Source organism: Acinetobacter pittii (genome assembly GCF_034064985.1).
Taxonomy (GTDB): Bacteria; Pseudomonadota; Gammaproteobacteria; order Pseudomonadales; family Moraxellaceae; genus Acinetobacter; species Acinetobacter pittii_H.
In genome coordinates this window covers 858188-879849 of the sequence record NZ_CP139249.1, presented here as the reverse complement: position 1 = coordinate 879849, position 21662 = coordinate 858188, and the positions used below count along the sequence as shown (strand labels likewise).

The 21662-nt window shown below is 37.9% G+C and carries 19 protein-coding genes and 1 tRNA gene; 8 read left to right on the top strand and 12 right to left on the bottom strand.

Going from position 1 to position 21662, the window contains the following annotated elements; genetic code table 11:
* The first annotated feature begins 33 nt into the window (after positions 1–33).
* Positions 34–336 (top strand): hypothetical protein, encoded by a 303-nt coding sequence (locus tag SOI76_RS04150; protein ID WP_104079198.1) that lies wholly within the window; start codon positions 34–36, stop codon positions 334–336.
* Between the two features lie 117 nt (positions 337–453).
* Complete coding sequence (locus SOI76_RS04145) at positions 454–687, top strand: hypothetical protein (RefSeq protein ID WP_250621799.1); 234 nt, start codon at positions 454–456, stop codon at positions 685–687.
* Positions 688–847: 160 nt separating this feature from the next.
* On the opposite strand, the gene SOI76_RS04140 is transcribed toward SOI76_RS04145, so the two are convergent.
* Positions 848–937 (bottom strand) — tRNA-Ser (locus tag SOI76_RS04140).
* Positions 938–1026: 89 nt separating this feature from the next.
* On the bottom strand, positions 1027–1521 hold the full coding sequence (gene greB, locus SOI76_RS04135) for a transcription elongation factor GreB (protein WP_104079199.1): 495 nt from the start codon (positions 1519–1521) through the stop codon (positions 1027–1029).
* A 372-nt stretch (positions 1522–1893) separates the two neighbouring features.
* Here greB and yfhD point away from each other — a divergent pair, with 372 nt between their 5' ends.
* Positions 1894–3006, top strand: a complete 1113-nt coding sequence (gene yfhD / locus SOI76_RS04130; protein WP_104079200.1) for a transglycosylase SLT domain-containing protein — start codon at positions 1894–1896, stop codon at positions 3004–3006.
* Between the two features lie 91 nt (positions 3007–3097).
* Here yfhD and SOI76_RS04125 read toward each other — a convergent pair whose 3' ends face one another.
* Positions 3098–3481 (bottom strand): SCP2 sterol-binding domain-containing protein, encoded by a 384-nt coding sequence (locus SOI76_RS04125; RefSeq protein WP_016140203.1) that lies wholly within the window; start codon positions 3479–3481, stop codon positions 3098–3100.
* Positions 3482–3685: 204 nt separating this feature from the next.
* Positions 3686–4591, bottom strand: a complete 906-nt coding sequence (ttcA, locus tag SOI76_RS04120) for a tRNA 2-thiocytidine(32) synthetase TtcA (protein ID WP_016146199.1) — start codon at positions 4589–4591, stop codon at positions 3686–3688.
* Between the two features lie 505 nt (positions 4592–5096).
* Here ttcA and SOI76_RS04115 point away from each other — a divergent pair.
* A complete protein-coding gene (locus tag SOI76_RS04115; protein ID WP_205668382.1) occupies positions 5097–5957 on the top strand; it encodes a lytic transglycosylase domain-containing protein in 861 nt (286 codons plus the stop codon).
* A 258-nt stretch (positions 5958–6215) separates the two neighbouring features.
* Positions 6216–7121 (top strand): protease HtpX, encoded by a 906-nt coding sequence (gene htpX, locus SOI76_RS04110; protein ID WP_002118851.1) that lies wholly within the window; start codon positions 6216–6218, stop codon positions 7119–7121.
* A gap of 48 nt (positions 7122–7169) precedes the next feature.
* On the opposite strand, the gene SOI76_RS04105 is transcribed toward htpX, so the two are convergent.
* Both SOI76_RS04105 and mexB read right to left on the bottom strand, forming a co-directional pair.
* A complete protein-coding gene (locus SOI76_RS04105; RefSeq protein ID WP_104079201.1) occupies positions 7170–7745 on the bottom strand; it encodes a DUF4112 domain-containing protein in 576 nt (191 codons plus the stop codon).
* 70 nt (positions 7746–7815) lie between these two features.
* Positions 7816–10911 (bottom strand): multidrug efflux RND transporter permease subunit, encoded by a 3096-nt coding sequence (mexB, locus tag SOI76_RS04100; RefSeq protein ID WP_104079202.1) that lies wholly within the window; start codon positions 10909–10911, stop codon positions 7816–7818.
* 263 nt (positions 10912–11174) lie between these two features.
* Between mexB and glpQ the strand changes: the two genes are divergently transcribed.
* A complete protein-coding gene (gene glpQ, locus SOI76_RS04095; RefSeq protein WP_104079203.1) occupies positions 11175–12317 on the top strand; it encodes a glycerophosphodiester phosphodiesterase in 1143 nt (380 codons plus the stop codon).
* Between the two features lie 46 nt (positions 12318–12363).
* Here the strand turns inward: glpQ and SOI76_RS04090 are convergent, their stop codons facing one another.
* Complete coding sequence (locus tag SOI76_RS04090; protein ID WP_104079204.1) at positions 12364–13326, bottom strand: MBL fold metallo-hydrolase; 963 nt, start codon at positions 13324–13326, stop codon at positions 12364–12366.
* Positions 13327–13432: 106 nt separating this feature from the next.
* Between SOI76_RS04090 and SOI76_RS04085 the strand changes: the two genes are divergently transcribed.
* Positions 13433–13807: a diacylglycerol kinase gene (locus SOI76_RS04085; protein ID WP_002118962.1), complete on the top strand. Its 375-nt coding sequence runs from the start codon at positions 13433–13435 to the stop codon at positions 13805–13807.
* A 173-nt stretch (positions 13808–13980) separates the two neighbouring features.
* Here the strand turns inward: SOI76_RS04085 and groL are convergent, their stop codons facing one another.
* The 4 genes from groL to SOI76_RS04065 all read right to left on the bottom strand — a co-directional run bounded on the left by groL (position 13981) and on the right by SOI76_RS04065 (position 17827).
* Positions 13981–15615, bottom strand: coding sequence for a chaperonin GroEL (groL, locus tag SOI76_RS04080; RefSeq protein WP_002120607.1), 1635 nt, complete (start codon positions 15613–15615; stop codon positions 13981–13983).
* 58 nt (positions 15616–15673) lie between these two features.
* Positions 15674–15964: a co-chaperone GroES gene (groES, locus tag SOI76_RS04075; RefSeq protein ID WP_002120604.1), complete on the bottom strand. Its 291-nt coding sequence runs from the start codon at positions 15962–15964 to the stop codon at positions 15674–15676.
* A 185-nt stretch (positions 15965–16149) separates the two neighbouring features.
* On the bottom strand, positions 16150–16908 hold the full coding sequence (locus SOI76_RS04070) for a metallophosphoesterase family protein (protein WP_104079205.1): 759 nt from the start codon (positions 16906–16908) through the stop codon (positions 16150–16152).
* Positions 16889–17827, bottom strand: coding sequence for a diacylglycerol/lipid kinase family protein (locus SOI76_RS04065; protein ID WP_104079206.1), 939 nt, complete (start codon positions 17825–17827; stop codon positions 16889–16891). The genes SOI76_RS04070 and SOI76_RS04065 overlap by 20 nt, the downstream gene beginning before the upstream one ends.
* A 391-nt stretch (positions 17828–18218) precedes the next feature.
* Between SOI76_RS04065 and pckG the strand changes: the two genes are divergently transcribed.
* Positions 18219–20051, top strand: coding sequence for a phosphoenolpyruvate carboxykinase (GTP) (pckG, locus tag SOI76_RS04060; RefSeq protein ID WP_005067621.1), 1833 nt, complete (start codon positions 18219–18221; stop codon positions 20049–20051).
* A gap of 41 nt (positions 20052–20092) precedes the next feature.
* Here the strand turns inward: pckG and glpD are convergent, their stop codons facing one another.
* Positions 20093–21610, bottom strand: a complete 1518-nt coding sequence (glpD, locus tag SOI76_RS04055; RefSeq protein ID WP_104079207.1) for a glycerol-3-phosphate dehydrogenase — start codon at positions 21608–21610, stop codon at positions 20093–20095.
* Positions 21611–21662: the final 52 nt, after the last annotated feature.

Sequence of the window (21662 nt, the reverse complement as noted above, 5' to 3'; positions counted from 1 at the left end):
AAATGATTTCACTATTTAAAAGTAGGAATTTAAATGTTAAATATAATTTTATTTAGTATTATATTAGGAGTACTCACTTCTCTAGTCTCAATTTTTCTTACAGAAAAAATAACAAATATATTTTTTAATAAAAAAGAATTTTCTGAAAATTACATAATGTTTTCAAAAGTTTTCCATGCTTTTTTGTTTATGAGTTTTTTAATTTTTTTCTCTATTCTTATAGGAAAAAGTTACCCTCTTTATTTTGAAGAAAGCTTAAGACATGTTTTTATAAAAGGGTATTTCTCAGCCTATTTTATAATTTTTTTCATGTTTGCTTTTCGGAAAGGTACTTAATATGTATTAATTTTTCAGATAAAGAGAATATAAATTAATTACTGTAGTGAGTTATTTAGTAAATATTTTTCTAAAACAAATATAAATTTAAGCCTAATAGCTTTGAAAAGAAAAATTATGGATAACTGGAAGCATATCATCACCGCCTTTGTTGTGACTATCGTTGCAACAATATTAATGTCTTTATTTTTAAAGTTTAACCCACTAAAACTTTCTTTAGCTTGTTTCTTGCTTTCTACTTTAGGTTTTGGTGTAGCAGCTACTTATGGCCGTAAATCTAATAATCGAAGAATAGATGGTGATTGGGGAATACATGGCTTATGGAAAGAGATATTTAAAATAATAAAATAAGCTTTAAAGCGACTTAAAGAAGTCAAAAATTCAGTCTAAAATTATCTGAATTATTCTTATTTTGACTACCTCAACCCAATTTTTAATGTTGGGTAAGTTGAGCGGTAAAATAACAGACAAAAAAAAACCCTTGTCATTAACAAGGGCTTTTTAAGAATTTTGGCGGAAGCGGTGAGATTCGAACTCACGGAGGACTCACACCCTCGTCGGTTTTCAAGACCGGTGCATTAAACCGCTCTGCCACGCTTCCAACGAGCGCTATAATATAAATAAAAATTGAAGTTGGCAAATCTTTTATTTAATTTTTAATTCAACCGCTCAAAATAAACACAAATCTACTTAAATTTCTGAGTTTTCTGTCTTTTCATAGCGAATTGTATTGATATACCACAGCTTTTTTCCAGATGGTGTGTGTACTTCAATCTCATCATCGACTTCTTTACCAAGTAAAGCGCGAGCCATTGGAGATTCAATTGAAATATGTTGCGGATGATGATCATAAATTTCATCGATTCCTACAATACGTAAAGTTTTTTGCTCGCCTTCTTCATTTTCAATCTGTACCCAAGCGCCAAAGTAAACCTTGCCGTCTTGCTCTGGTGAGTAATCAACAATTTTTAGTTCTTCTAAGCGTTTTCCTAAATAGCGTACACGTCGATCAATTTTTCGAAGCAGCTGTTTATTGTATTGATAGTCCGCATTTTCACTGCGGTCACCCAAGCTTGCAGCCCAGTTTACTTTTTTAGTGATTTCAGGTCGTTCTTCATGCCAAAGTTGTTTTAATTCAGCAACTAATTTGTCATGCCCTGACCGAGTGATTAAGTTATATTTCATGATTAAAAACCACTGTTCAACAACATATCGCTTACAAGATGTAGCATTTTATACCCTATTTTCTCACATCAGAAGTGTATAAATTTTCTTCCTTAAGAAATTCATGTGTTTATGATGTTATATCGAAGATTTAATTGTACAAAATTTGACATTACTTTTTTTCAATATTATGATGCGCGCAGATTAAATGTTGAGCATTTTTTAACCCACTCGAAAACTATGTAGATTTTCTACACAGTTTGTTTTTTTCATTTCATGTCATTTTGAATGACGTCATGACTGCCCACCCCTTATTGAATTTATCAACTTTTAGAAGTTATGGCAGCTTTTTGTCTGACTTTTAGGGCATAAATTATCTGTAGCGGAGACAACATGCACAGTAATTCAAGTTCTGGGTCGAGGCTTTGCCTTAACTCTTTATTTTCTTCCCTCCCGTTAAAAGCTCTTGCACTCAGTACTATACTTCTCCCATTTCATAGTCTTAATGCAGGAAAAACCCTACAGTACAATACTGTAGTTAACACAAACACTTTAACAGTTGTTGCGGTAGAAAGTCCGACAACCGTTTTCAAAGAAGATCAGTTTTTACATGGTTTTGGTTATGACCTAGCACGTAACTATGCACAGAACCTAAATGTAAAGCTGGACTTTAAAATTGTGGCAGACAATGCCACTGCACTTAGATGGGTCCAGCAAGGTAAAGCAAACTTTGCAATGACTACAGCAGGTTTAAGCACAATCGAAAACAAAGGTTTGATGTCTTTTTCTGCAAGTTGTGGTGACACAGCAAATTTGCAAAAAAATGGCTTAAACCCAGAGTTAAGTTGGGTATTTAAACAGGCTGATGACCCCCTCACACAGACCGCCAGCGGCTTTGTATGCCAGAGTAAGCAAAATGGTGTGACTCAGCAGCTTGCTTCTTTTTATAACCGCAATGTGGTTAAACCAGAAGCATGGTCAACCATTCAACGTGACTTAAGCACACGTTTACCGATTTACAAAGCAAGCTTTAAGCAAAGCGCAGCGAAGTATGATTTAGATTGGCATTTACTTGCTGCAATTGGTTATCAAGAATCATATTTAAAGCCTGAATCTGTTTCTCTCACAGGCGTTCGCGGTTTAATGATGCTAACCAATAGCACTGCTCGAGCAATGGGTGTAAGTAATCGTAGCGATCCTGCTCAGAGTATTCAGGGCGGCGCAAAGTACTACGATCTGATGCTAACCGAATTTGATGATATTCCGTTCCCTGATCGGAACTGGTATGCGCTTGTGGCCTATAACATGGGACCGGGTGCGGTAAGTCAGATTCAGAAGCGCTTGCAGTCTCAAGGGAAAGATCCAAACAAATGGGTCAATCTCTATGACTATTTGCAAAGTAATAAAACGCGGAATGGTCGATATAAGCAAGCGGTTCAATATGTCACTCGTATCCGTGCTTATCTTGAACATATTAAAACGGCGCAAACACGAATTAATATCTAATTTTTATTATTTAAAAGTTGATAAATTCATTGTTTGTATAAATAAAAAGCTTACCTCTTTGGGTAAGCTTTTTATATGAATTCTTTTAAGTTTAAGCAGTATGCTCTAAAACTTTCTTAAACAAATCTTTTTGTTCTTGGCTTGGCTTAGCTGTTTGTAGAGCCATCAATTGAGACATATCGCCTTGAACTTTAATTTTACCAGTCATGAATGCCTGCATAGCAGCAGCCATATCAAACTCTAAGAATACTTTACGTAAAGTTTCAGCATCCATATTTAAAGTTGTTTTGGCATTTGAAGACAAACCTTTTTGGATTTTACCCCCATCTAAAGCTAATTCGGTATTTCCAGCAGCATCTGTAACTACTAAATTAATTGCCAAATTCGCAAGAGCGGGTGGCAAATTAAGATCACCTGCTTCAGCAGTTAATTTTTCGACAGTCGCAAACCAATCTTCAGTTAAAAATGCAGGCATGATTCTTCCTCAAATTTATTTGTTCAATTTCTCTAGTTGCCTATCCAGACAACATCATGTGAAGCAATTCTGCTTGTGGGTTGTTATAGCATGTAATTTAAATTTTGGGCTATGACTTTTTGTACGGAACATTCATTTTTTAGTATTTTGATACATTAAAGGCACTTGATTATAAAGTGCCCTTAACATTTTCTATGCTAGCGTTTATTCAGCAGCAAAGCTTAAGTTCACTACATCTAAACGTTTCTTAAGCTCTTCTGGATCTTTAATATCCAACTCACGCTGAGAGTCTAGAGCTTCAAAATCGAACAGCTCACGGTCTGCCAACTGAGATGGAGATACGTTCTGCAACGCACCGAAAATGCTGTGTAAGCGCTTCGGATATTGTTTATCCCATTCACGTAGCATTTCATTAAGCATGGCACGCTGTAGGTTTTCCTGCGAGCCACAAAGATTACATGGAATGATTGGGAACTGACGCAACTCGGCATATTTAATAATGTCTTTTTCTTCAACATATGCCAAAGGACGAATCAAAATGTTCTTTTTATCTGACGATAAAAGCTTTGGAGGCATCGCCTTTAAGCTACCACCATGGAACAAATTCAAGAAGAACGTTGCAATGATGTCATCACGGTGGTGACCTAAAGCAACTTTAGTTGCACCAATCTCTTGTGCAAAGCCATATAAAGAACCACGGCGTAAACGTGAACATACTGCACAGTAAGTTTTACCTTCCGGCGTTAAACGTTTAGTAATGGTATAGGTGTCTTTTTCTAAAATGTAATATGGAATGTTGTTCTCTTCCATATAACGAGGCAAAACATCTTCAGGAAAGCCTGGTTGTTTTTGGTCAAGGTTAACCGCAACCACATCAAAATTGATTGGTGCAATACGCTTAAACTGCAACAAAATATCGAGCAAGGTATAACTGTCTTTACCACCAGACACACACACCATGACCTTATCGCCATCTTCAATCATATTGAAGTCACGAATAGCATGCCCAACTTGACGGCGAAGCTTCTTGAGCAAACGGTAATAGGCCGAGCTTGTTGGAAGTTCAGGCTTAAAATTAAATCCCTGATTGGACTCAACTGGCGCGTACATAGACGAGGTATACCCATAAATAAAAATACCGCGCAATTTTATATGATTCAGAAGAGAATCGCATCAAAAGAATAGTTTCAATTCTTGAAGTCGTCACATTGCTCGTGCATGATGCAAAACACATGCTTTATTTTTGACTCAAGCGTTCAAAATTTGTGCAAAATGCTTACTTTTTGGACTTTTCCACAGTTTTCCACAAAACCTGTGGATAAAATTGTGGATTTCTTCGTACTTGACAAACTGTTTTGGCCTTCTGTTAAGGGTTTTCTTTAAATTGATCATTTTTTAACCAATGTTTTTTACTTTTAATAATCAACATGTTATGCAAGTCAATAGAATCATTTTAAAAAAATTTTTTAATTTTTTTTGATGAGCATTCGAACAAATCAGCTTGATTTTTTGAAAGAGTCGAAATAAAAAAAATTACACAAATCTTCTTTAAGTAGTATTTTTTGATAAACTCTTTTGCAAGTTTTGAGTACCTTAAAATTGTGAATAACATAAAATGAAAAAATCGGTTCAATTTCTTATTTCTTGTTCGTTGGGGATGACCACTTTTATGGTCGGTATAACTTCAAGTTCAGCAGGTCAAATGTATATTTACCAAGATAAAAACGGTAGTACATTGCTCACCAACCGAAAAAGCTATGACCACTCTCTTAAAAAAGTAAAAGTAACCTATTATCCAGATAGTAATATTCACAGTTATACAAACTGGGGAACATCAGAAGCTTCTGTTCTGCCAAGTTACAACAAGAATAAAAATGCTTTCGACCATATTATTAGACAAGCTGCACAGCAACATGGTGTATCGGAAGGTTTAATTAAAGCCGTTATGCACACCGAGTCAGGATTTAACGTAAGAGCTCGTTCACCAGTAGGTGCTCAAGGCTTAATGCAGCTTATGCCTGCGACGGCCCGTCGTTTTAATGTATCTAACGCGTATGACCCGCAACAAAATATTTTTGCCGGTGCAAAATATTTAAGCTGGTTACTCAAGCGTTTTAATGGAAACACGCAAATGGCGCTTGCGGCTTACAATGCTGGTGAAGGTAATGTCGACAAATACGGCGGTATTCCCCCTTTCCGTGAAACACAAGATTATGTGCGCCGTGTGACAAGCCGATATCAAAACCTATATGCATCTGGTTCAGGTTTTTCATCTTTTACGAATACTTCAGCGCAAACCGTTTCTCATTCTTCTAATTTGGTAGAAAACACAACAGCTCAAATCACGACTCAATCACCTAAATATTCATCTTCTCGTCAAATCGTCACTTTATCTGACGGTAGTTATACAGATGCGCCAACGGGCACTTATGTCACCAATAATGCCACCGCAATTGCCCATATACGAATTGAATAAACAGTAAAGAAGAACTGCGTTTCGCAGTTCTATTTAGGTAAGTTCAGATGTTTTAAATTGTAATGATCTATTACCTGATCTTTACCATTTTGACGAATTTAGCCAATTATTCTTTAAATTTAGGCACATTCTGCTACATGAAAGAATGTATCAATTCCTTATTTTTTTCTTGAATTTTTCCCCCAAGCCCCGCATATTAGCTTCATGATTTCGAATTTGTAAATCAGATAACATTTTATTTATAAGAGGATTTTCTCAATGATGCGGATTGGTTTGTTTTTGCTTACCAACCTCGCGGTACTGGTTGTAGCTGGCATTATTTTGTCACTCTTCGGTGTCGGTAGTTACCATGGCGCGGGTGGCTTGAATCTAGGCAACCTTTTAGTGATCTGTTTTGTGTTTGGTATGGTGGGATCTTTAATCTCGTTATTCATGTCAAAATGGATGGCTAAGAAAACGACCGGTACAGAACTGATCGACCCAAATGCTCCTCGTAACCAAGCTGAAAGCTGGTTATTGCAAACAGTCGCTGAACTTTCTCAACGTGCTGGTATCAACATGCCAGAGGTTGGTATTTTTCCATCATATCAATCCAATGCCTTTGCAACAGGCTGGAACAAAAATGATGCCTTAGTTGCCGTTTCATCTGGTCTACTTGAACGTATGAACAAAGATGAGCTACGTGCTGTGCTTGCGCACGAGATTGGTCACGTTGCGAATGGTGACATGGTTACCCTAGCGCTCATCCAAGGTGTTGTGAACGCCTTTGTTATGTTCTTTGCTCGTGTAGTTGGTGACTTTATCGACCGTAACGTTTTTGGTCGTCAAGATGATGAAGCCCCGGGTATGGGTTACTTTATTATTACCATGGTATTGGATATTGTCTTTGGTATTCTCGCTTCTGCCATTGTGATGTGGTTCTCTCGTTATCGTGAATACCGTGCTGATGAAGCAGGTGCACGTTTAGCAGGTAAACAAGCAATGATTTCTGCATTATTACGTCTACAAGCTGAGACTGAAATGCCAGATCAAATGCCAAAAGAAATGAAAGCTTTCGCAATTGCGGAAGGTAAAGAACAAGGTTTCAGCTTAGCTGCTTTGTTCCAAACCCACCCAACAATTGAACAACGTGTGGCAGCTTTACATCAATTAGATTGCCCATAAAACGTTTAATGTAAAAATAAAGCCTCCAACTGGAGGCTTTATTTTTTATTACATGGCTTGATAGAGACCCCACAGGTAACTTGCGCCCCACCAAACAGCCAAGCCAAGTAAAAGCAGTACAAGCACACCTACTAAATCGGGTATATGTAACCATAACCAACTCACCACAGGATTACGCCAGAAAGCTGAATGCTGCTGCTTCTTTTCGAGTTTTTCATGTAAGTATGGATGAACGACATGAATATCACTTTGGATCTTATATTCTTCGCGTATATGCGTATGAACCACATCTAATGCTTTTCGACTCGGTCGTATAAAAATATCGAAAATAGTTCCAGCCACAGGAACAAAGCCTACTACAGCATCTACAACAGCGAGTTTGATGACTGGAGTCAACTTATGCTGAGGTACACCAATTTGTTTGGCTTTATAGATGGCATAACAGGTCAATACGAAACCAGCAACATCACCTGCAACCGGAATCGTACTCAGTGCAGCATCGGCACCAATGCCCTGCTTTGTAAAAGGAATGCGAACCGCGCTGTCCATCATGGTCGCGAACTTGGCCAGATCTCGTTCTAGTGCGATGACCTGTTGCTCTGTTAATTTTTTTTCTTGAGGCATCTAAATCAAATATATGAAGAGAAGTTAATCTTAATATACTTGATTTAATACCTCTTTTTAAATTATTTACTTAACGAGCAGCTTTCGATCTAAACAATGAACGCAATAACACGTACATGACTGGAATAAAGAACAGAACCAGTACTGTACCGAACATTACGCCACCTAAAATACTAATACCGATTTCTTGACGGCTTACAGCCCCTGCGCCTTGTGCAAAGACCAAAGGAATTACACCTGCACCAAAGGCCAAAGAAGTCATTAAAATCGGTCTTAAACGTAAGCTTGCGCCTTCTAGAGCTGCTTGAATTGCAGTCTTACCTTTTTCTTGAGCCAAAGCTGCAAACTCAACAATTAAAATTGCGTTTTTACATGACAAACCAATCGTGGTTAGCAGCGCAATTTGGAAATACACATCATTAGGCAGTCCAAAAATATAAGAGAAAATGACACTTCCTCCCACACCTAGCGGAATAGAGGTCATCACGGCGGCAGGAATGCTTAAGCTTTCATAGAGTGCGGCTAAACATAAGAAGATAAAGCCTGCCGAGATTAAATATAACCAGACGGCCTGATTTGTCGACTTCTGCTCTTCAAAAGATAAGCCTGTCCACGCCAAACCAACATCCTTTTGCTGATTTACAAGTTGTTCAACATCTTTCATGGCCTGACCCGAGCTGCTACCACTCGCAACATCGGCTTGTAACTGCAAGGCACTATAACCCATATAACGTTTTACAATTTCAGGAGCACCGCCCCAACTAAAGTTAGCAAATGAACTAAAAGGCACCATCTCATTTTGGTTATTACGTACAGACCAATTATATAAATCTTCCGGTTTTGATCTGAACTGGGCATCACCTTGAATCATAACGCGCTTGATACGACCACGGTCAATAAAGTCATTTACATACGTTCCACCCCATGCACTCGACAAGGTGTTGTTAATCGCGGGTAGTTCTAATCCATTTGCTAATGCTTGTTTCTGATCAATTTTGATATTGAGGTTTGCTTTACTGTTAGTAGATTGCTTATCAAAGTTTTCAAAACTTGAATAGCTTTTACTCTGCGTTTGCAACTGGCGGAAGGTATTATCTAGAAAATCTTGCCCTTGGCCATTTAAATCTTGAATCCATAAATCCAGACCATCGGTTTGTCCTAAACCATTGACCGAAGCAGGTAGTGTCACATTAATTTGTGCATTATTGAACTGACTAAAATATTTCATCGCACGCTTTTGTATAGCGTCAGCTGAGTTTTCCTTACCTGTACGCACATCCCAAGGTTTTAAGGCAATAAATCCCTGTGCCAAGTTCTGGCCTGTACCAGAATAATTTCGGCCATAGCGGATTAAAACCAAATCCACATTCTTATCTTCTTGAGTTAAGAAATATTGGCGGACTTGTTCTCCAATTTTCTGACTTTGCGATATTGGAGCACTATCAACAAGCTTAATTTGAACACTTAAAATGCCTTGGTCTTCTTTAGGAATAAATCCACTTTTTAAACCACTATAGAACAGTGCAAAAACTGCAATCAAAGCCACAAAAATCACGATAACCGATTTACTGTAACGGATGCTTGTTTGGACAATCTTGATATATTGATTTTTAAGTTGATCAATTTTTTTGTTAAACCAAACTGCCCAGCGCATAGGCTCTGGATTCGGTTTTAAAATTAAGGCACATAAAGCGGGTGTTAAGACTAATGCTACCACAAGTGATAACGCCATAGCGGCAACTAAAGTAATGGAAAACTGACGATAAATCACGCCAATTGAACCACCTAAAAATGACATTGGAATAAAAACAGCAGTTAAAACCAATGTAATTCCGACTAAGGCACCACTAATTTCTCCCATCGACTCAATGGCTGCTTCTTTCGGCGTTAAATGCTGTTCATGCATGAGCCGTTCAACATTCTCAACGACCACAATCGCATCATCTACTAGCAAACCAATGGCGAGCACCAATGCAAACAGCGTCAAGGTGTTAATACTAAAACCGAGCACATATAAAACAGCAAAAGTTCCTAAAATAACAACAGGAACGGTAATACTTGGAATGAGTGTGGCGCGCCAGCTTTGCAAGAACAGGAACATCACCAAAATAACTAAAATAATGGCTTCAATAAGCGTCTTTACAACTTCTTTAATAGACTCTTGAACAAACGGCGTATTATCTCGTGGATAAACAATTTTATAACCAGCAGGTAGCTTGGTTATAAGCTGATCTAGAGTTTGATGGATGAGTTTAGAGGTCTGAATCGCGTTTGCACCAGAAGATAGTGAAATGCCTAAACCAGCGGCTGGATAGCCATTAATAGTGTTAAAAGACTGATAATTTTCTGCACCCAACTCGACTCTAGCAATATCTTTTAAGTAGACATAGCTCGCTGTTTGATTTGCTTTCACTACAATATTTTTAAAATCTTCGACTGTTTTTAGTCGAGATCCTGCGGTGACTTTCGTATTTAAATATTGTCCATCAATGACGGGTAAATCACCGATTGCACCTGCGGCAACTTGTGTATTTTGAGCAGTGATTGCATTCGCTACATCACTTGGCATTAAATTATATTGTTTTAATTTCTCTGGATTTAGCCAGATTCGCATAGCATATTGCGAACCGAAAACATCAGACTCACCCACCCCTTCAATACGGTTTAGGTTATCTACCACATGCGTCGTTAAATAGTCCGATAGCTCAATGTTGCCCGATTTACCTGTAGAGTCATATAAGCCTACCACCATAAAAGTATCGCCGAGTGACTTACTCACGGTCACCCCTTGGCGTTGTACTTCATCGGGTAAGCGTCTTATGACACCACTAATACTATTTTGGACTTGGACCTGTGCTGTATCTGGATTTGTTCCATTATCAAAACTAATGGTAATTCGGCTACGTCCTGATGAATCACTGGTAGAGCTGAAATAAAGTAAGTGATCAATACCTTGTATTTGCTGCTCTAAAATTTGAGTAACACTTTGCTCAACCGTTTGCGCATCTGCGCCACTATAACTTGCCGATACTGTAATTTTGGGAGGGGCAATATCAGGATAACGCTCTACGGGTAAATTCAGCACCGAGAAAATACCAAATGCCATAACAATAATTGCGAGTACACTGGCAAAAATGGGACGCTGAATAAAAAATTTAGATAGCATGGCTGCTCAGAATTAGGTCGTCAATTAACAGATAGCAATAGCAAATTTGCCTTCTTGATCATCAACGAGCGATATAAAAAAGACAAGTAGAATTAACACAATAAATGCAATTAGAACAAAAACAAAGCAAGAACTGGTATTTCCTACAAACCCATAAACAAGGTTTTAACAAGTGTCACTGAAAATTCATGAATTCTTCATGATCACGTCAAGTTCAATCATCAGACTAAATACGTTTCGACTAAAACAATATGAGTAGAATTATGTTTAAAAGAGCACTTTTATGCTTAAGTTTAATTAGCTTGGTGGGTTGTAATGACGATGATAAAACTGAAAACTCACCAACCACACCAGAATATCAACTTCCTAAAATCTTGGTGGTAGGCCACCGTGGCGCGAGTGCTTTACGTCCTGAACACACGTTAGCTTCATATCAGAAAGCCATTGATGATGGTGCAGATTTTATTGAACCGGACCTTGTTTCAACACAAGATGGTGTATTGGTTACACGCCATGAAAATGAGATTGGCGGAACAACCAATGTAAGCACTTTAAGCCAGTTTGCAGACCGTAAAACAACAAAAAATATTGATGGTAAAGACTTAACAGGCTGGTTTACAGAAGACTTCACTTTAAGTGAATTACAGCAGCTTAAAGCGCGTGAACGTATTCCAGAGTTCCGACCAGCAAACACAGCCTATAATGACCTCTACCCTGTCCCGACTCTAGAGCAAGTGATTGAACTGGCTGAAGCAAATTATAAGAAAACGGGAAAAATTATTGGTTTATATATTGAAACCAAACATCCGACTTACTTTAAAAATCAGAAACTGGCAATGGAAGATACCCTTCTTAAAACCTTAGCCAAATACGAATATACACGTGATATTGCGCCTGTTTATTTACAGTCTTTTGAAGTGAGTAATTTAAAATATTTAAAAGATCAGCTCGACCTTCATAAAACGATTAAACATGCACAAATCATTCAATTATATGATGCTAAAACCTCTCAACCAGCCGACTTCGTTGAAGCTGGCGAAACTAAAACTTATGCCGATTTAGCCACAGCACAAGGGTTAAAAGATGTTGCCAAATATGCAAATGGTGTAGGACCAAGTAAAGGTTACATACTGACCTTTAATAATGATGGCTCTTATAAAACTAGTACGTTTATTGCTGATGCACATACGGCTGGCTTAAAAGTACATCCTTATACTTTCCGACCAGAAAACAACTTCTTACCAGCGCCGTTAAAGTGCAGTCAAGATAAACCAGCGGAGCGCTGTCCATCTGGTGCTTTAAAAGAGTTTGAAGCCTATTTTAAAGCTGGTGTTGATGGAGTCTTTACAGATGATCCAGCACTTGGCCGTGAAGCCGTTATTAATTATGAAAAAACCACAAAATAATTAAAGTTTTTAATAAAAAAAACAGGGCAATAAATGCCCTGTTTTTTTATTTCTCTACAACATTATCAAAATAAAGTGGGATCCACTGATATTGCTCAGCATTTACTTTATAAACATGGCCAATGCCCGGGAATGGTAAATGTGGTGCGGCAACCCATTGTTGCTTATTTGAAATTTCAGCAAACATTTTTAGACGGGTATTAATTGCCTGCTCAGAATTCACATCAAAATCTACCCCAGTTTTTGGAGCATCAAACTGCAAAGAATGCGAGTGTACGATGTCTCCAACAAAAATGATTTGCTGATCATTACTTTTTAAGCGGAAGCTATGGTGGCCTGGTGTATGACCACGAGTATCAATCACCTCAAAACCTTGAATGACATCACCGTCTTTAAATGTTTTGAATGCTTTTTTTGCTTGGTATGGAGCAAGAGCAGTTTTTACGTTTTTAACAGTACCCAAATAATTTTCTTTTTTGTCTGCTGGCACTGTTTTTTCAGAAGCTGGATTTAACCAGTAATCAGCTTCACGCTCATGTGCATATACAGTTGCATTTGGAAATACAGCTTTTCCATTTTGAGCAATACCACACACATGGTCTGGGTGTAGATGAGTAAGTAAAACAGTTTTTACATCAGCAAGCTTATAACCTGCTAATTCAATATTTTTTGCAATCGAGCCAAGTTGCGGGCCAAAACAACTTGCTGCCCCACTGTCTACAAGCGTTAAATTTTTTCCATCATCAACTAAAAATGCATTTACCGAGGTTTGAATCCCTTTCTCATTAACAGCAGCATATTTGGTTAAGATTTTAGTTTTCTGGGCCTGATTTAAATTTTTGAATAAATCAGGATTTAAATAAATCGTACCATCAAGCAAAGAAGTTACGCGGTAGTTTCCAAATTGATGGTGATAATATCCTGGTACTTGCGGGGTTGCTGTTGGCTCAGCATAACTTGCATGGATGTTTCCAATTGCAAGGCCCAACGCTACACATAATTTTTTCATCTTTTCTTCTCTATTGAGTTATAAAGTCGAAATCTTTAAAAAAGATTTAATAATTTTTTAAGACCCAAATTATATAATGTATGAAAAGTGTCAGAAATATAAGTATATGAATAGCTATTCTCCCTATAAGGGTAAAAGCGGTCTTAAGCGCATATTAAATGCAACGGGCTACTCTATTTCAGGATTTAAAGCAGCTTATAAAAATGAGGCAGCTTTTCGCCAAATTGTTTTGATTAATATTATTTTGATTCCGGTTAGTTTTTTTCTTGATGTGAGCCGTAGTGAACATGTATTACTGATTATTGTATGTCTTTTTGCAATGATCGTTGAGCTATTCAACTCGGCTATTGAGGCAGTGGTTGATCGTGTTTCTCTTGAGAAACATCAGCTTTCTAAAAATGCAAAAGATATGGGAAGTGCTGCCCAATTTGTTGCACTCTCTATCATTGCTATTACATGGTTAATTATTTTATTAGGCTAAAAAAAACCATGCCTACAAGTAAATAAGCATGGTTGTAACAAAAGAGGAACTTCTAGCTGCTGTTCCTGTTTTTAATATAAATAATGGAACTTAATTATTTCTTAAAATTACGTGAAAAATAAAAAATCCCTGCATAAGCAGGGATTTTTTTTGGTTAAAGCGTTGATGCGTTATTACATCATGCCGCCCATACCACCCATACCGCCCATATCTGGAACAGCTGGTTTATCTTCAGGAATGTCAGTAATCATACATTCTGTAGTTAACATTAAGCCAGCAACAGAAGCTGCATGCTCAAGAGCAGAACGAGTTACTTTAGCTGGGTCAAGAATACCCATTTCTAACATATCGCCATATTCACCAGTTGCAGCGTTGTAACCAAAGTTACCTTCACCACCTTTAACTGCATTGATCACTACAGATGGCTCATCACCAGCGTTTGCAACGATTTGACGAAGTGGAGCTTCGATCGCACGGCGTAAAATGTTGATACCTGCTGTTTGATCTTCATTAGCGCCTTTTAAGCCATCTAATGCATTAACCGCACGTACTAGAGCAACACCACCACCAGCAACAACACCTTCTTCAACTGCTGCGCGAGTTGCATGAAGCGCGTCATCTACACGGTCTTTCTTCTCTTTCATTTCAACTTCAGTCGCTGCACCGATTTTAATTACAGCAACACCGCCTGCTAATTTAGCAACGCGTTCTTGTAATTTTTCACGGTCATATTCTGAAGTAGATTCTTCAATTTGAGCACGGATTTGTTGAACACGCTCAGCAATACCAGCAGCATCACCAGCACCATCAACAATAACAGTGTTTTCTTTAGAAACAGTGATCTTGTGCGCAGTACCTAAATCTTGAAGAGTTGCTTGCTCTAAAGACATACCAACTTCTTCAGAAATAACAGTTGCACCAGTCAAGATTGCGATATCTTGAAGCATTGCTTTACGGCGGTCACCGAAACCAGGAGCTTTAACGGCACATACTTTAATAATACCGCGCATGTTGTTTACTACAAGTGTAGCAAGCGCTTCACCTTCAACATCTTCAGCGATGATAAGAAGTGGTTTACCAGTTTTTGCAACTGCTTCTAAAACAGAAATCAATTCACGGATGTTGCTGATTTTCTTGTCAACAAGAAGGATGAATGGGTTTTCAAGTTCAGCAGTTAAAGTATCTTGCTTGTTTGCGAAGTATGGAGAAATATAACCACGGTCAAACTGCATACCTTCTACAACGTCTAACGCGTCTTCAAAGCCAGAACCTTCTTCTACAGTAATTACGCCTTCTTTACCTACTTTTTCCATCGCTTGAGCGATAAGTTTACCAACAGTAGTATCAGAGTTAGCAGAGATAGAACCAACTTGTTCAATCGCTTTGAAATCGTCAGCTGGTTTTGCATTTGAACGGATATTTTCAACTACAGTTTTTACTGCGATATCGATACCACGTTTTAAATCCATTGGGTTCATACCTGCAGTTACAGATTTGATCCCTTCATTTAAAATTGCTTGAGCAAGTACAGTTGCAGTTGTCGTACCGTCACCAGCGATGTCGTTAGTTTTGCTTGAAACTTCACGAACAAGTTGAGCACCCATGTTTTCAAACTTGTCTTTTAATGAAATTTCTTTAGCAACAGTTACACCGTCTTTAGTGATGTGTGGAGCGCCGAAAGAACGGTCAATAACTACGTTACGACCTTTAGGGCCTAAAGTCACTTTAACCGCATCTGCAAGTACGTTTACGCCTGCAATCATTTTTGAGCGAGCTGAATCACCAAATTTTACGTCTTTAGCTGACATATTAAACTCCGAATCTTTTTAAATACTGAATCTGATAATGAATTGAGTTATGGATTGATTAGCCTTCCAACACAGCTAAAATGTCTGACTCTTTCATGATTAAGAGTTCTTCACCACTTACTTTCACTGTTGTACCTGCATAAGTACCAAACAATACTTTGTCACCAACTTTAACATCCAAAGCACGTACGCCATTCTCAGTGATTTGACCATTACCTACTGCAATTACTTCACCTTGAGATGGTTTTTCAGCAGCAGAACCTGGAAGTAAAATACCACCAGCAGTTTTGGTTTCTTCTTCTACGCGACGAATTACAACGCGATCATGTAATGGACGAATGTTGCTCATAATTAACTCCATCAGACTAAGTCTTTTTGATTAATCGTTATTGCTTTAATCCAGAGCAATAACAAAATATTTAGATGTCACTTTTGTGGGGATGAAAAAAAAGGCTTCAAGGGGAAATAAGAAAAAATTTTCTATTTTTTGAATATTTTTTAAACATTCAAATATTTAAACTCATCTAAACCAAATTAATGAGAAGTGAATTCAGCCAACTGTGTATTAAACCAATAATGATTAATTTTTCCTTCATTTGAAATGACATTAAAACTATTTGGAACATGATAATGCAAACGGCTAGAAGTCGCTGTTCCTGCATGAATATCATAAATAGGATGATCTATCTTTAACTGATAAATTTGCGTTAAATCATATACAGCGGTTTTATGTAAATGCCCATGTAACATTCCAAATAGTCCCGTTGTACTCCATTTTTCGAGTGCCATTTTTCCTAATACAGGACAATCTTTAATACCATGCGCATCATCAGGTGGAGTATAAAAAGGCTGATGAAAAACAACTAATTTGATTTTATTCGGTGGCCCTTGCTGTAATCTCTCATAAGTCGTCTGAATTTGCTCAATCGAAATATGCCCACGAGTATGATAACGACGGCGAATACTATTCACCCCAACAATATAAAAATGTTCAGTTTCTAAAGTTGGTTCAAGCTGGCCAAAAAAATATTGGTAGCGAGTAAATGGAGAAAAAAAACGGTTCCAGACATGGTACAACGGAATATCGTGATTACCAGGCACAACAAGGTAAGGAATATTAAGGCTATCTAAAAACTGACGGCATTTATAAAACTGTTGATATCGGGCACGTTGAGTAATATCACCACTCACCACAATGACTTCAGGTTTATGTTGAGCGCAAAAAAGTCGGATTGCATCTAAACATGCCTCAATTTCTGTTCCGAAATGCAAATCAGACAGATGTAATAACATTTGGCACCATAATATTTAAAGCATTTTTTTCTACAGTGAAATTTAAAGGGGGTTTCATCTCTATTATTTCACCATCTAAAGCAACTGTGAGTTTAGATTTTTTTGCACATTCAACCACAACGTGATCTGCACAAAAACTATAAACATCTTGCGCCTCTTCTACTTTGCCTTGAATCCATTGCCACAACATGTTTAATAAACTAAGCCTATCACTTTTTGTAATGATCACTCCAGCGACCCGACCTTGTGCTGCACACTCGGCAATTCTTAATTTCATATCACACAACTGCAACTGATTATTACCAAAGAAAATTAGAGGTGTTTTGACTGGATATTTCTTCCCATCAACTGTGACGGAAAGTTTCATGGATTTATTTTCTCTTAATAAAACATCCAGAGCTGATGTATAGGCATGTAAAGGTAAGCGTCCTAAATATTTATTATAAAGCTCACGTTTCTTTATAAATAATGGATACAACCCTAGACTCGCATTATTTAAATAAACATGGTCATTAATTGTCGCAATATGTACAGAGCGTGGTGTACCTGTAGCGATAACTTCAGCAGCTTCTAACAAATCTAAAGGTATATCTAAAACTTTAGCGACATAATTAAAAGTTCCCAAAGGTAAAATTCCCATAGGAATATTAGTATGTCTAAGCTTTGACGCTACTGCATTTAAGGTTCCATCCCCACCCGCTGCAACGACAACACCTGAATTTGTATTTTGACTATGCCGATGAATCACTTGACTCATTAAATTATCAAAGGAAACATCTTCTGCTAATTCAAAAACTTGTATCTCGAAACCAAATTCGGTGAATACAGTCATTAACTGTTCATACATATCTTCATGTTTTGACGCATGAAAACCGGATTTTTGGTTATAGACGATAGAAAGAGGTTTTAAAGTCCGCATTTTTATTATCTTAGAGGGATTCATCACAAATATTGTATATAAAAACGCCTAATAAAAGTCCCTTTATGTAAATTTCGAATGAACATCATCTATATAATCAATAATAATTCTCAAGAAAAAAATAAGAATCAAGATATTGATTTTTAAAGAAATAAATAATATAAATAACATACATACAACATAAAAATATGACTAATAAGATATTGTAAAAAACTATAAGTTAATGATTTAAATAATAAAAATTTAAAAAATCAAAATTTCTATTTCTTAGTCTTTAGTCTTATTTTTTTTATGATTTTGTGCTTTAATACAGCCACTTTTTTATTTGATCTTTCATTGTACCTCTCAATGAATGACTTGTACGTTGTACATATTTTGAATAGGCCTCACCATGACCACAGTGAACGCACCAGAATTCGTTCGTCATCCTAAGCTTATCGCATGGGTTGAAGAAATTGCAAACTTAACCAAACCAGCAAAAATCGAATGGTGTGACGGAAGCGAAGAAGAGTATCAACGTCTAATCGACTTGATGATCGCTAACGGCACCATGCAGAAATTAAACCAAGAAAAACATCCTGGTTCTTATCTTGCAAATTCTGACCCATCTGACGTTGCACGTGTTGAAGACCGTACTTACATCTGCTCTCAAAATAAAGAAGATGCTGGTGCGACAAACAACTGGGAAAACCCAGCTGTTATGCGTGAAAAATTAAATGGTTTATTTGAAGGCTCAATGGAAGGTCGTACAATGTACGTTGTTCCTTTCTCAATGGGTCCTTTAGGTAGCCATATTGCTCATATCGGTATTGAGTTAACTGACTCTCCTTACGTTGCTGTTAGCATGCGTAAAATGGCACGTATGGGTAAAGCAGTTTATGACGTATTAGGTACAGACGGCGAGTTTGTTCCTTGTGTACATACAGTAGGTGCTCCACTTGCTGAAGGTCAAAAAGACGTTGCTTGGCCATGTAACCCTGAAAAATATATCGTTCATTACCCAGAAACTCGTGAAATCTGGTCTTTCGGTTCTGGTTACGGCGGTAACGCATTACTTGGCAAAAAATGTTTAGCTCTTCGTATCGCTTCTGTCATGGGACGCGAACAAGGTTGGTTAGCTGAACACATGCTTATTCTTGGTGTAACTAACCCTCAGGGTGAAAAACACTACATCGCTGCAGCATTCCCGTCTGCATGTGGTAAAACAAACTTTGCAATGTTAATTCCACCAGCAGGTTATGAAGGTTGGAAGATCGAAACTGTAGGTGACGATATTGCATGGATCAAACCAGGTGAAGATGGTCGTTTATATGCGATTAACCCTGAAGCTGGTTTCTTCGGTGTAGCTCCTGGTACAAATACCAAGACTAACCCGAACTGTATGGCAACCCTTCACAAAGATGTTATCTATACAAACGTAGCAGTAACTGAAGACGGTCAAGTATGGTGGGAAGGTCTTTCTAAAGAAGTTCCAACAAACTTAACAAACTGGAAAGGTCAACCTCACGTAAATGGTGAAAAAGCAGCGCATCCAAATGCTCGCTTCACTGTTGCAGCTGGTCAATGTCCTTCTATCGATGCTGACTGGGAAAATCCAGCAGGCGTTCCAATTTCTGCATTTATCTTCGGCGGTCGCCGTGCAGATACGGTTCCTTTAGTTTCTGAAGCTTTCGATTGGGTTGACGGTGTATATAAAGCGGCAACTATGGGTTCTGAAACTACTGCTGCTGCTGTTGGTCAACAAGGTATCGTTCGTCGTGACCCATTCGCGATGCTTCCATTTGCTGGCTATAACATGGCTGACTACTTTGATCACTGGTTAAGCCTTGGTCAACAAGTAAGCACAAAAGCTGAAGCAGCTGGTAATAAATTACCAAAAATCTTCAATGTAAACTGGTTCCGTCGTGATGCTGAAGGCAACTTCGTATGGCCTGGTTTCGGTCAAAACATGCGTGTTCTTGAGTGGATCATTGATCGTTGTGAAGGTCGTGCAAACGCTGTTGAAACACCAATTGGTCTTGTTCCGACATATGACGACTTGAACTGGGAAGGTACTGAATTCTCTAAAGAAGAATTTGACCTAATCACAGCTCAAGATAAAGATCAGTGGATTACTGAAATTGAAAGCCACACTGATTTATTTAATAAACTCGGTGATCGCTTACCGAAAGCATTAAAAGAACGTCAAGCAGCTTTACTTGAAGCTGTAAAAACTGGCTTCTAATTGCTATATATAAAAAAGGTCGCTATATGCGACCTTTTTTATTATGCGGCATCATCTTTTTGTCGACGCTCAGATAAATAAGCTTCCAATATTTTTACTTGTTTCTCATCAAATGCCAGACCTAGTTTTGTTCTACGCCACAATATATCCTCAGCAGTAGTTGCCCATTCATATTCACATAAATATTTGACTTCGCATTCGAATAAATCATGTCCAAAATTCTGGCCTAATTGCTCTATTGCATTTCTCTCTCGAACCATATTCCAGACTCTTGTGCCGTATGCATACGCCCAACGGTTAGCAAGTGATTCAGACGCTCCACTTACACGTGACTGAATCTGATGCTTTAAATCATCTAGTGTTGTCCAGTTTTCAGCACCAGGTAATGGCTCATCTGCAGTCCACTCTTCTGCCATGTCATTAAAAAACGCAGACAAATGCTCTAAAGCAGCTTCGGCTAATTTTCGGTAAGTTGTGATCTTACCACCAAACACAGATAACAATGGCACCTTTCTCTCTTCTGCTTGTAGCGCCAAAGTGTAGTCACGAGTGATCGCCGAAGGATTATCAGACTCATCATCACATAAAGCACGTACACCCGAGTACTGGCTTACAATATCAGCTCGAGTTAACTGCTTTTTAAAATGTGAATTGGTCACTGTTAAGAGGTAATCAATTTCTACCTCTGTGATCTCTACCTTTTGTGGATCACCTGTATATTCCTGATCGGTCGTACCAATCAGTGTATATTTTTCTAAATACGGAATTGCAAACACGATACGCCGATCTTCGTTTTGCATAATGAAGGCTTTATGACAGTCATATAATTTTGGCACAACAATATGACTTCCTTGGATCAGCCGAATTCTATAGGGCGATTTTAGCTTCAGATTTTCACTAATAATTTCTTCAACCCAAGGGCCTGATGCATTCACTAAAGCTCTTGCACGTATCTGATAAAACTCTGCTCCACTTTGTAACTCTAGATGCCACAGCTCTTGTTCCCGATAAGCCTTAACACATCGTGTTCGTGTCACGACTTTGGCACCTTTCTCTTTGGCTTGTAATGCATTTAACACTACAAGACGTGCATCATCTACAGTACAGTCAGAATATTCAAAGCCACGTGTGATAGCTGGTTTTAAAGGGCTATCTTCTTTGAAGTAAATAAGATTTGAACCTAATAATTTTTCTCGTTTTCCCAAGTGATCATAAAAAAACAGCCCAGCACGAATCAACCATGCAGGGCGTAAATGTGGTCGATGAGGCATAATAAAACGCATTGGTTTAATAATATGTGGAGCTTTAGCCAACAAGACTTCACGCTCTGCTAAAGCTTCTCTAACCAACCGAAATTCTTTATGTTCTAAATAGCGCAAACCGCCGTGAATTAATTTACTGCTCGCAGATGAGGTATGACTAGCCAAATCATCTTTTTCACATAAAAATACCGATAAGCCCCGACCTGCCGCATCATTAGCAATACCGACGCCATTAATACCGCCACCAATCACGGCAATGTCATATATTTTTGAATAATCATTAGGCTTTACTGTCATTTCTCATTTTCTTTTTATTGTTGATCTTATAAAAATTAAAACACCAAATGGA

What these genes read in the sequence shown, in the direction of transcription:
- SOI76_RS04150 (WP_104079198.1), top strand. Translation starts at nt 34, where the DNA reads ATGTTAAATATAATTTTATTTAGTATTATATTAGGAGTACTCACTTCT.
- SOI76_RS04145 (WP_250621799.1), top strand. Translation starts at nt 454, where the DNA reads ATGGATAACTGGAAGCATATCATCACCGCCTTTGTTGTGACTATCGTT.
- greB (WP_104079199.1), bottom strand. Translation starts at nt 1,521, where the DNA reads ATGAAATATAACTTAATCACTCGGTCAGGGCATGACAAATTAGTTGCT.
- yfhD (WP_104079200.1), top strand. Translation starts at nt 1,894, where the DNA reads ATGCACAGTAATTCAAGTTCTGGGTCGAGGCTTTGCCTTAACTCTTTA.
- SOI76_RS04125 (WP_016140203.1), bottom strand. Translation starts at nt 3,481, where the DNA reads ATGCCTGCATTTTTAACTGAAGATTGGTTTGCGACTGTCGAAAAATTA.
- ttcA (WP_016146199.1), bottom strand. Translation starts at nt 4,591, where the DNA reads ATGTACGCGCCAGTTGAGTCCAATCAGGGATTTAATTTTAAGCCTGAA.
- SOI76_RS04115 (WP_205668382.1), top strand. Translation starts at nt 5,097, where the DNA reads ATGAAAAAATCGGTTCAATTTCTTATTTCTTGTTCGTTGGGGATGACC.
- htpX (WP_002118851.1), top strand. Translation starts at nt 6,216, where the DNA reads ATGATGCGGATTGGTTTGTTTTTGCTTACCAACCTCGCGGTACTGGTT.
- SOI76_RS04105 (WP_104079201.1), bottom strand. Translation starts at nt 7,745, where the DNA reads ATGCCTCAAGAAAAAAAATTAACAGAGCAACAGGTCATCGCACTAGAA.
- mexB (WP_104079202.1), bottom strand. Translation starts at nt 10,911, where the DNA reads ATGCTATCTAAATTTTTTATTCAGCGTCCCATTTTTGCCAGTGTACTC.
- glpQ (WP_104079203.1), top strand. Translation starts at nt 11,175, where the DNA reads ATGTTTAAAAGAGCACTTTTATGCTTAAGTTTAATTAGCTTGGTGGGT.
- SOI76_RS04090 (WP_104079204.1), bottom strand. Translation starts at nt 13,326, where the DNA reads ATGAAAAAATTATGTGTAGCGTTGGGCCTTGCAATTGGAAACATCCAT.
- SOI76_RS04085 (WP_002118962.1), top strand. Translation starts at nt 13,433, where the DNA reads ATGAATAGCTATTCTCCCTATAAGGGTAAAAGCGGTCTTAAGCGCATA.
- groL (WP_002120607.1), bottom strand. Translation starts at nt 15,615, where the DNA reads ATGTCAGCTAAAGACGTAAAATTTGGTGATTCAGCTCGCTCAAAAATG.
- groES (WP_002120604.1), bottom strand. Translation starts at nt 15,964, where the DNA reads ATGAGCAACATTCGTCCATTACATGATCGCGTTGTAATTCGTCGCGTA.
- SOI76_RS04070 (WP_104079205.1), bottom strand. Translation starts at nt 16,908, where the DNA reads ATGTTATTACATCTGTCTGATTTGCATTTCGGAACAGAAATTGAGGCA.
- SOI76_RS04065 (WP_104079206.1), bottom strand. Translation starts at nt 17,827, where the DNA reads ATGCGGACTTTAAAACCTCTTTCTATCGTCTATAACCAAAAATCCGGT.
- pckG (WP_005067621.1), top strand. Translation starts at nt 18,219, where the DNA reads ATGACCACAGTGAACGCACCAGAATTCGTTCGTCATCCTAAGCTTATC.
- glpD (WP_104079207.1), bottom strand. Translation starts at nt 21,610, where the DNA reads ATGACAGTAAAGCCTAATGATTATTCAAAAATATATGACATTGCCGTG.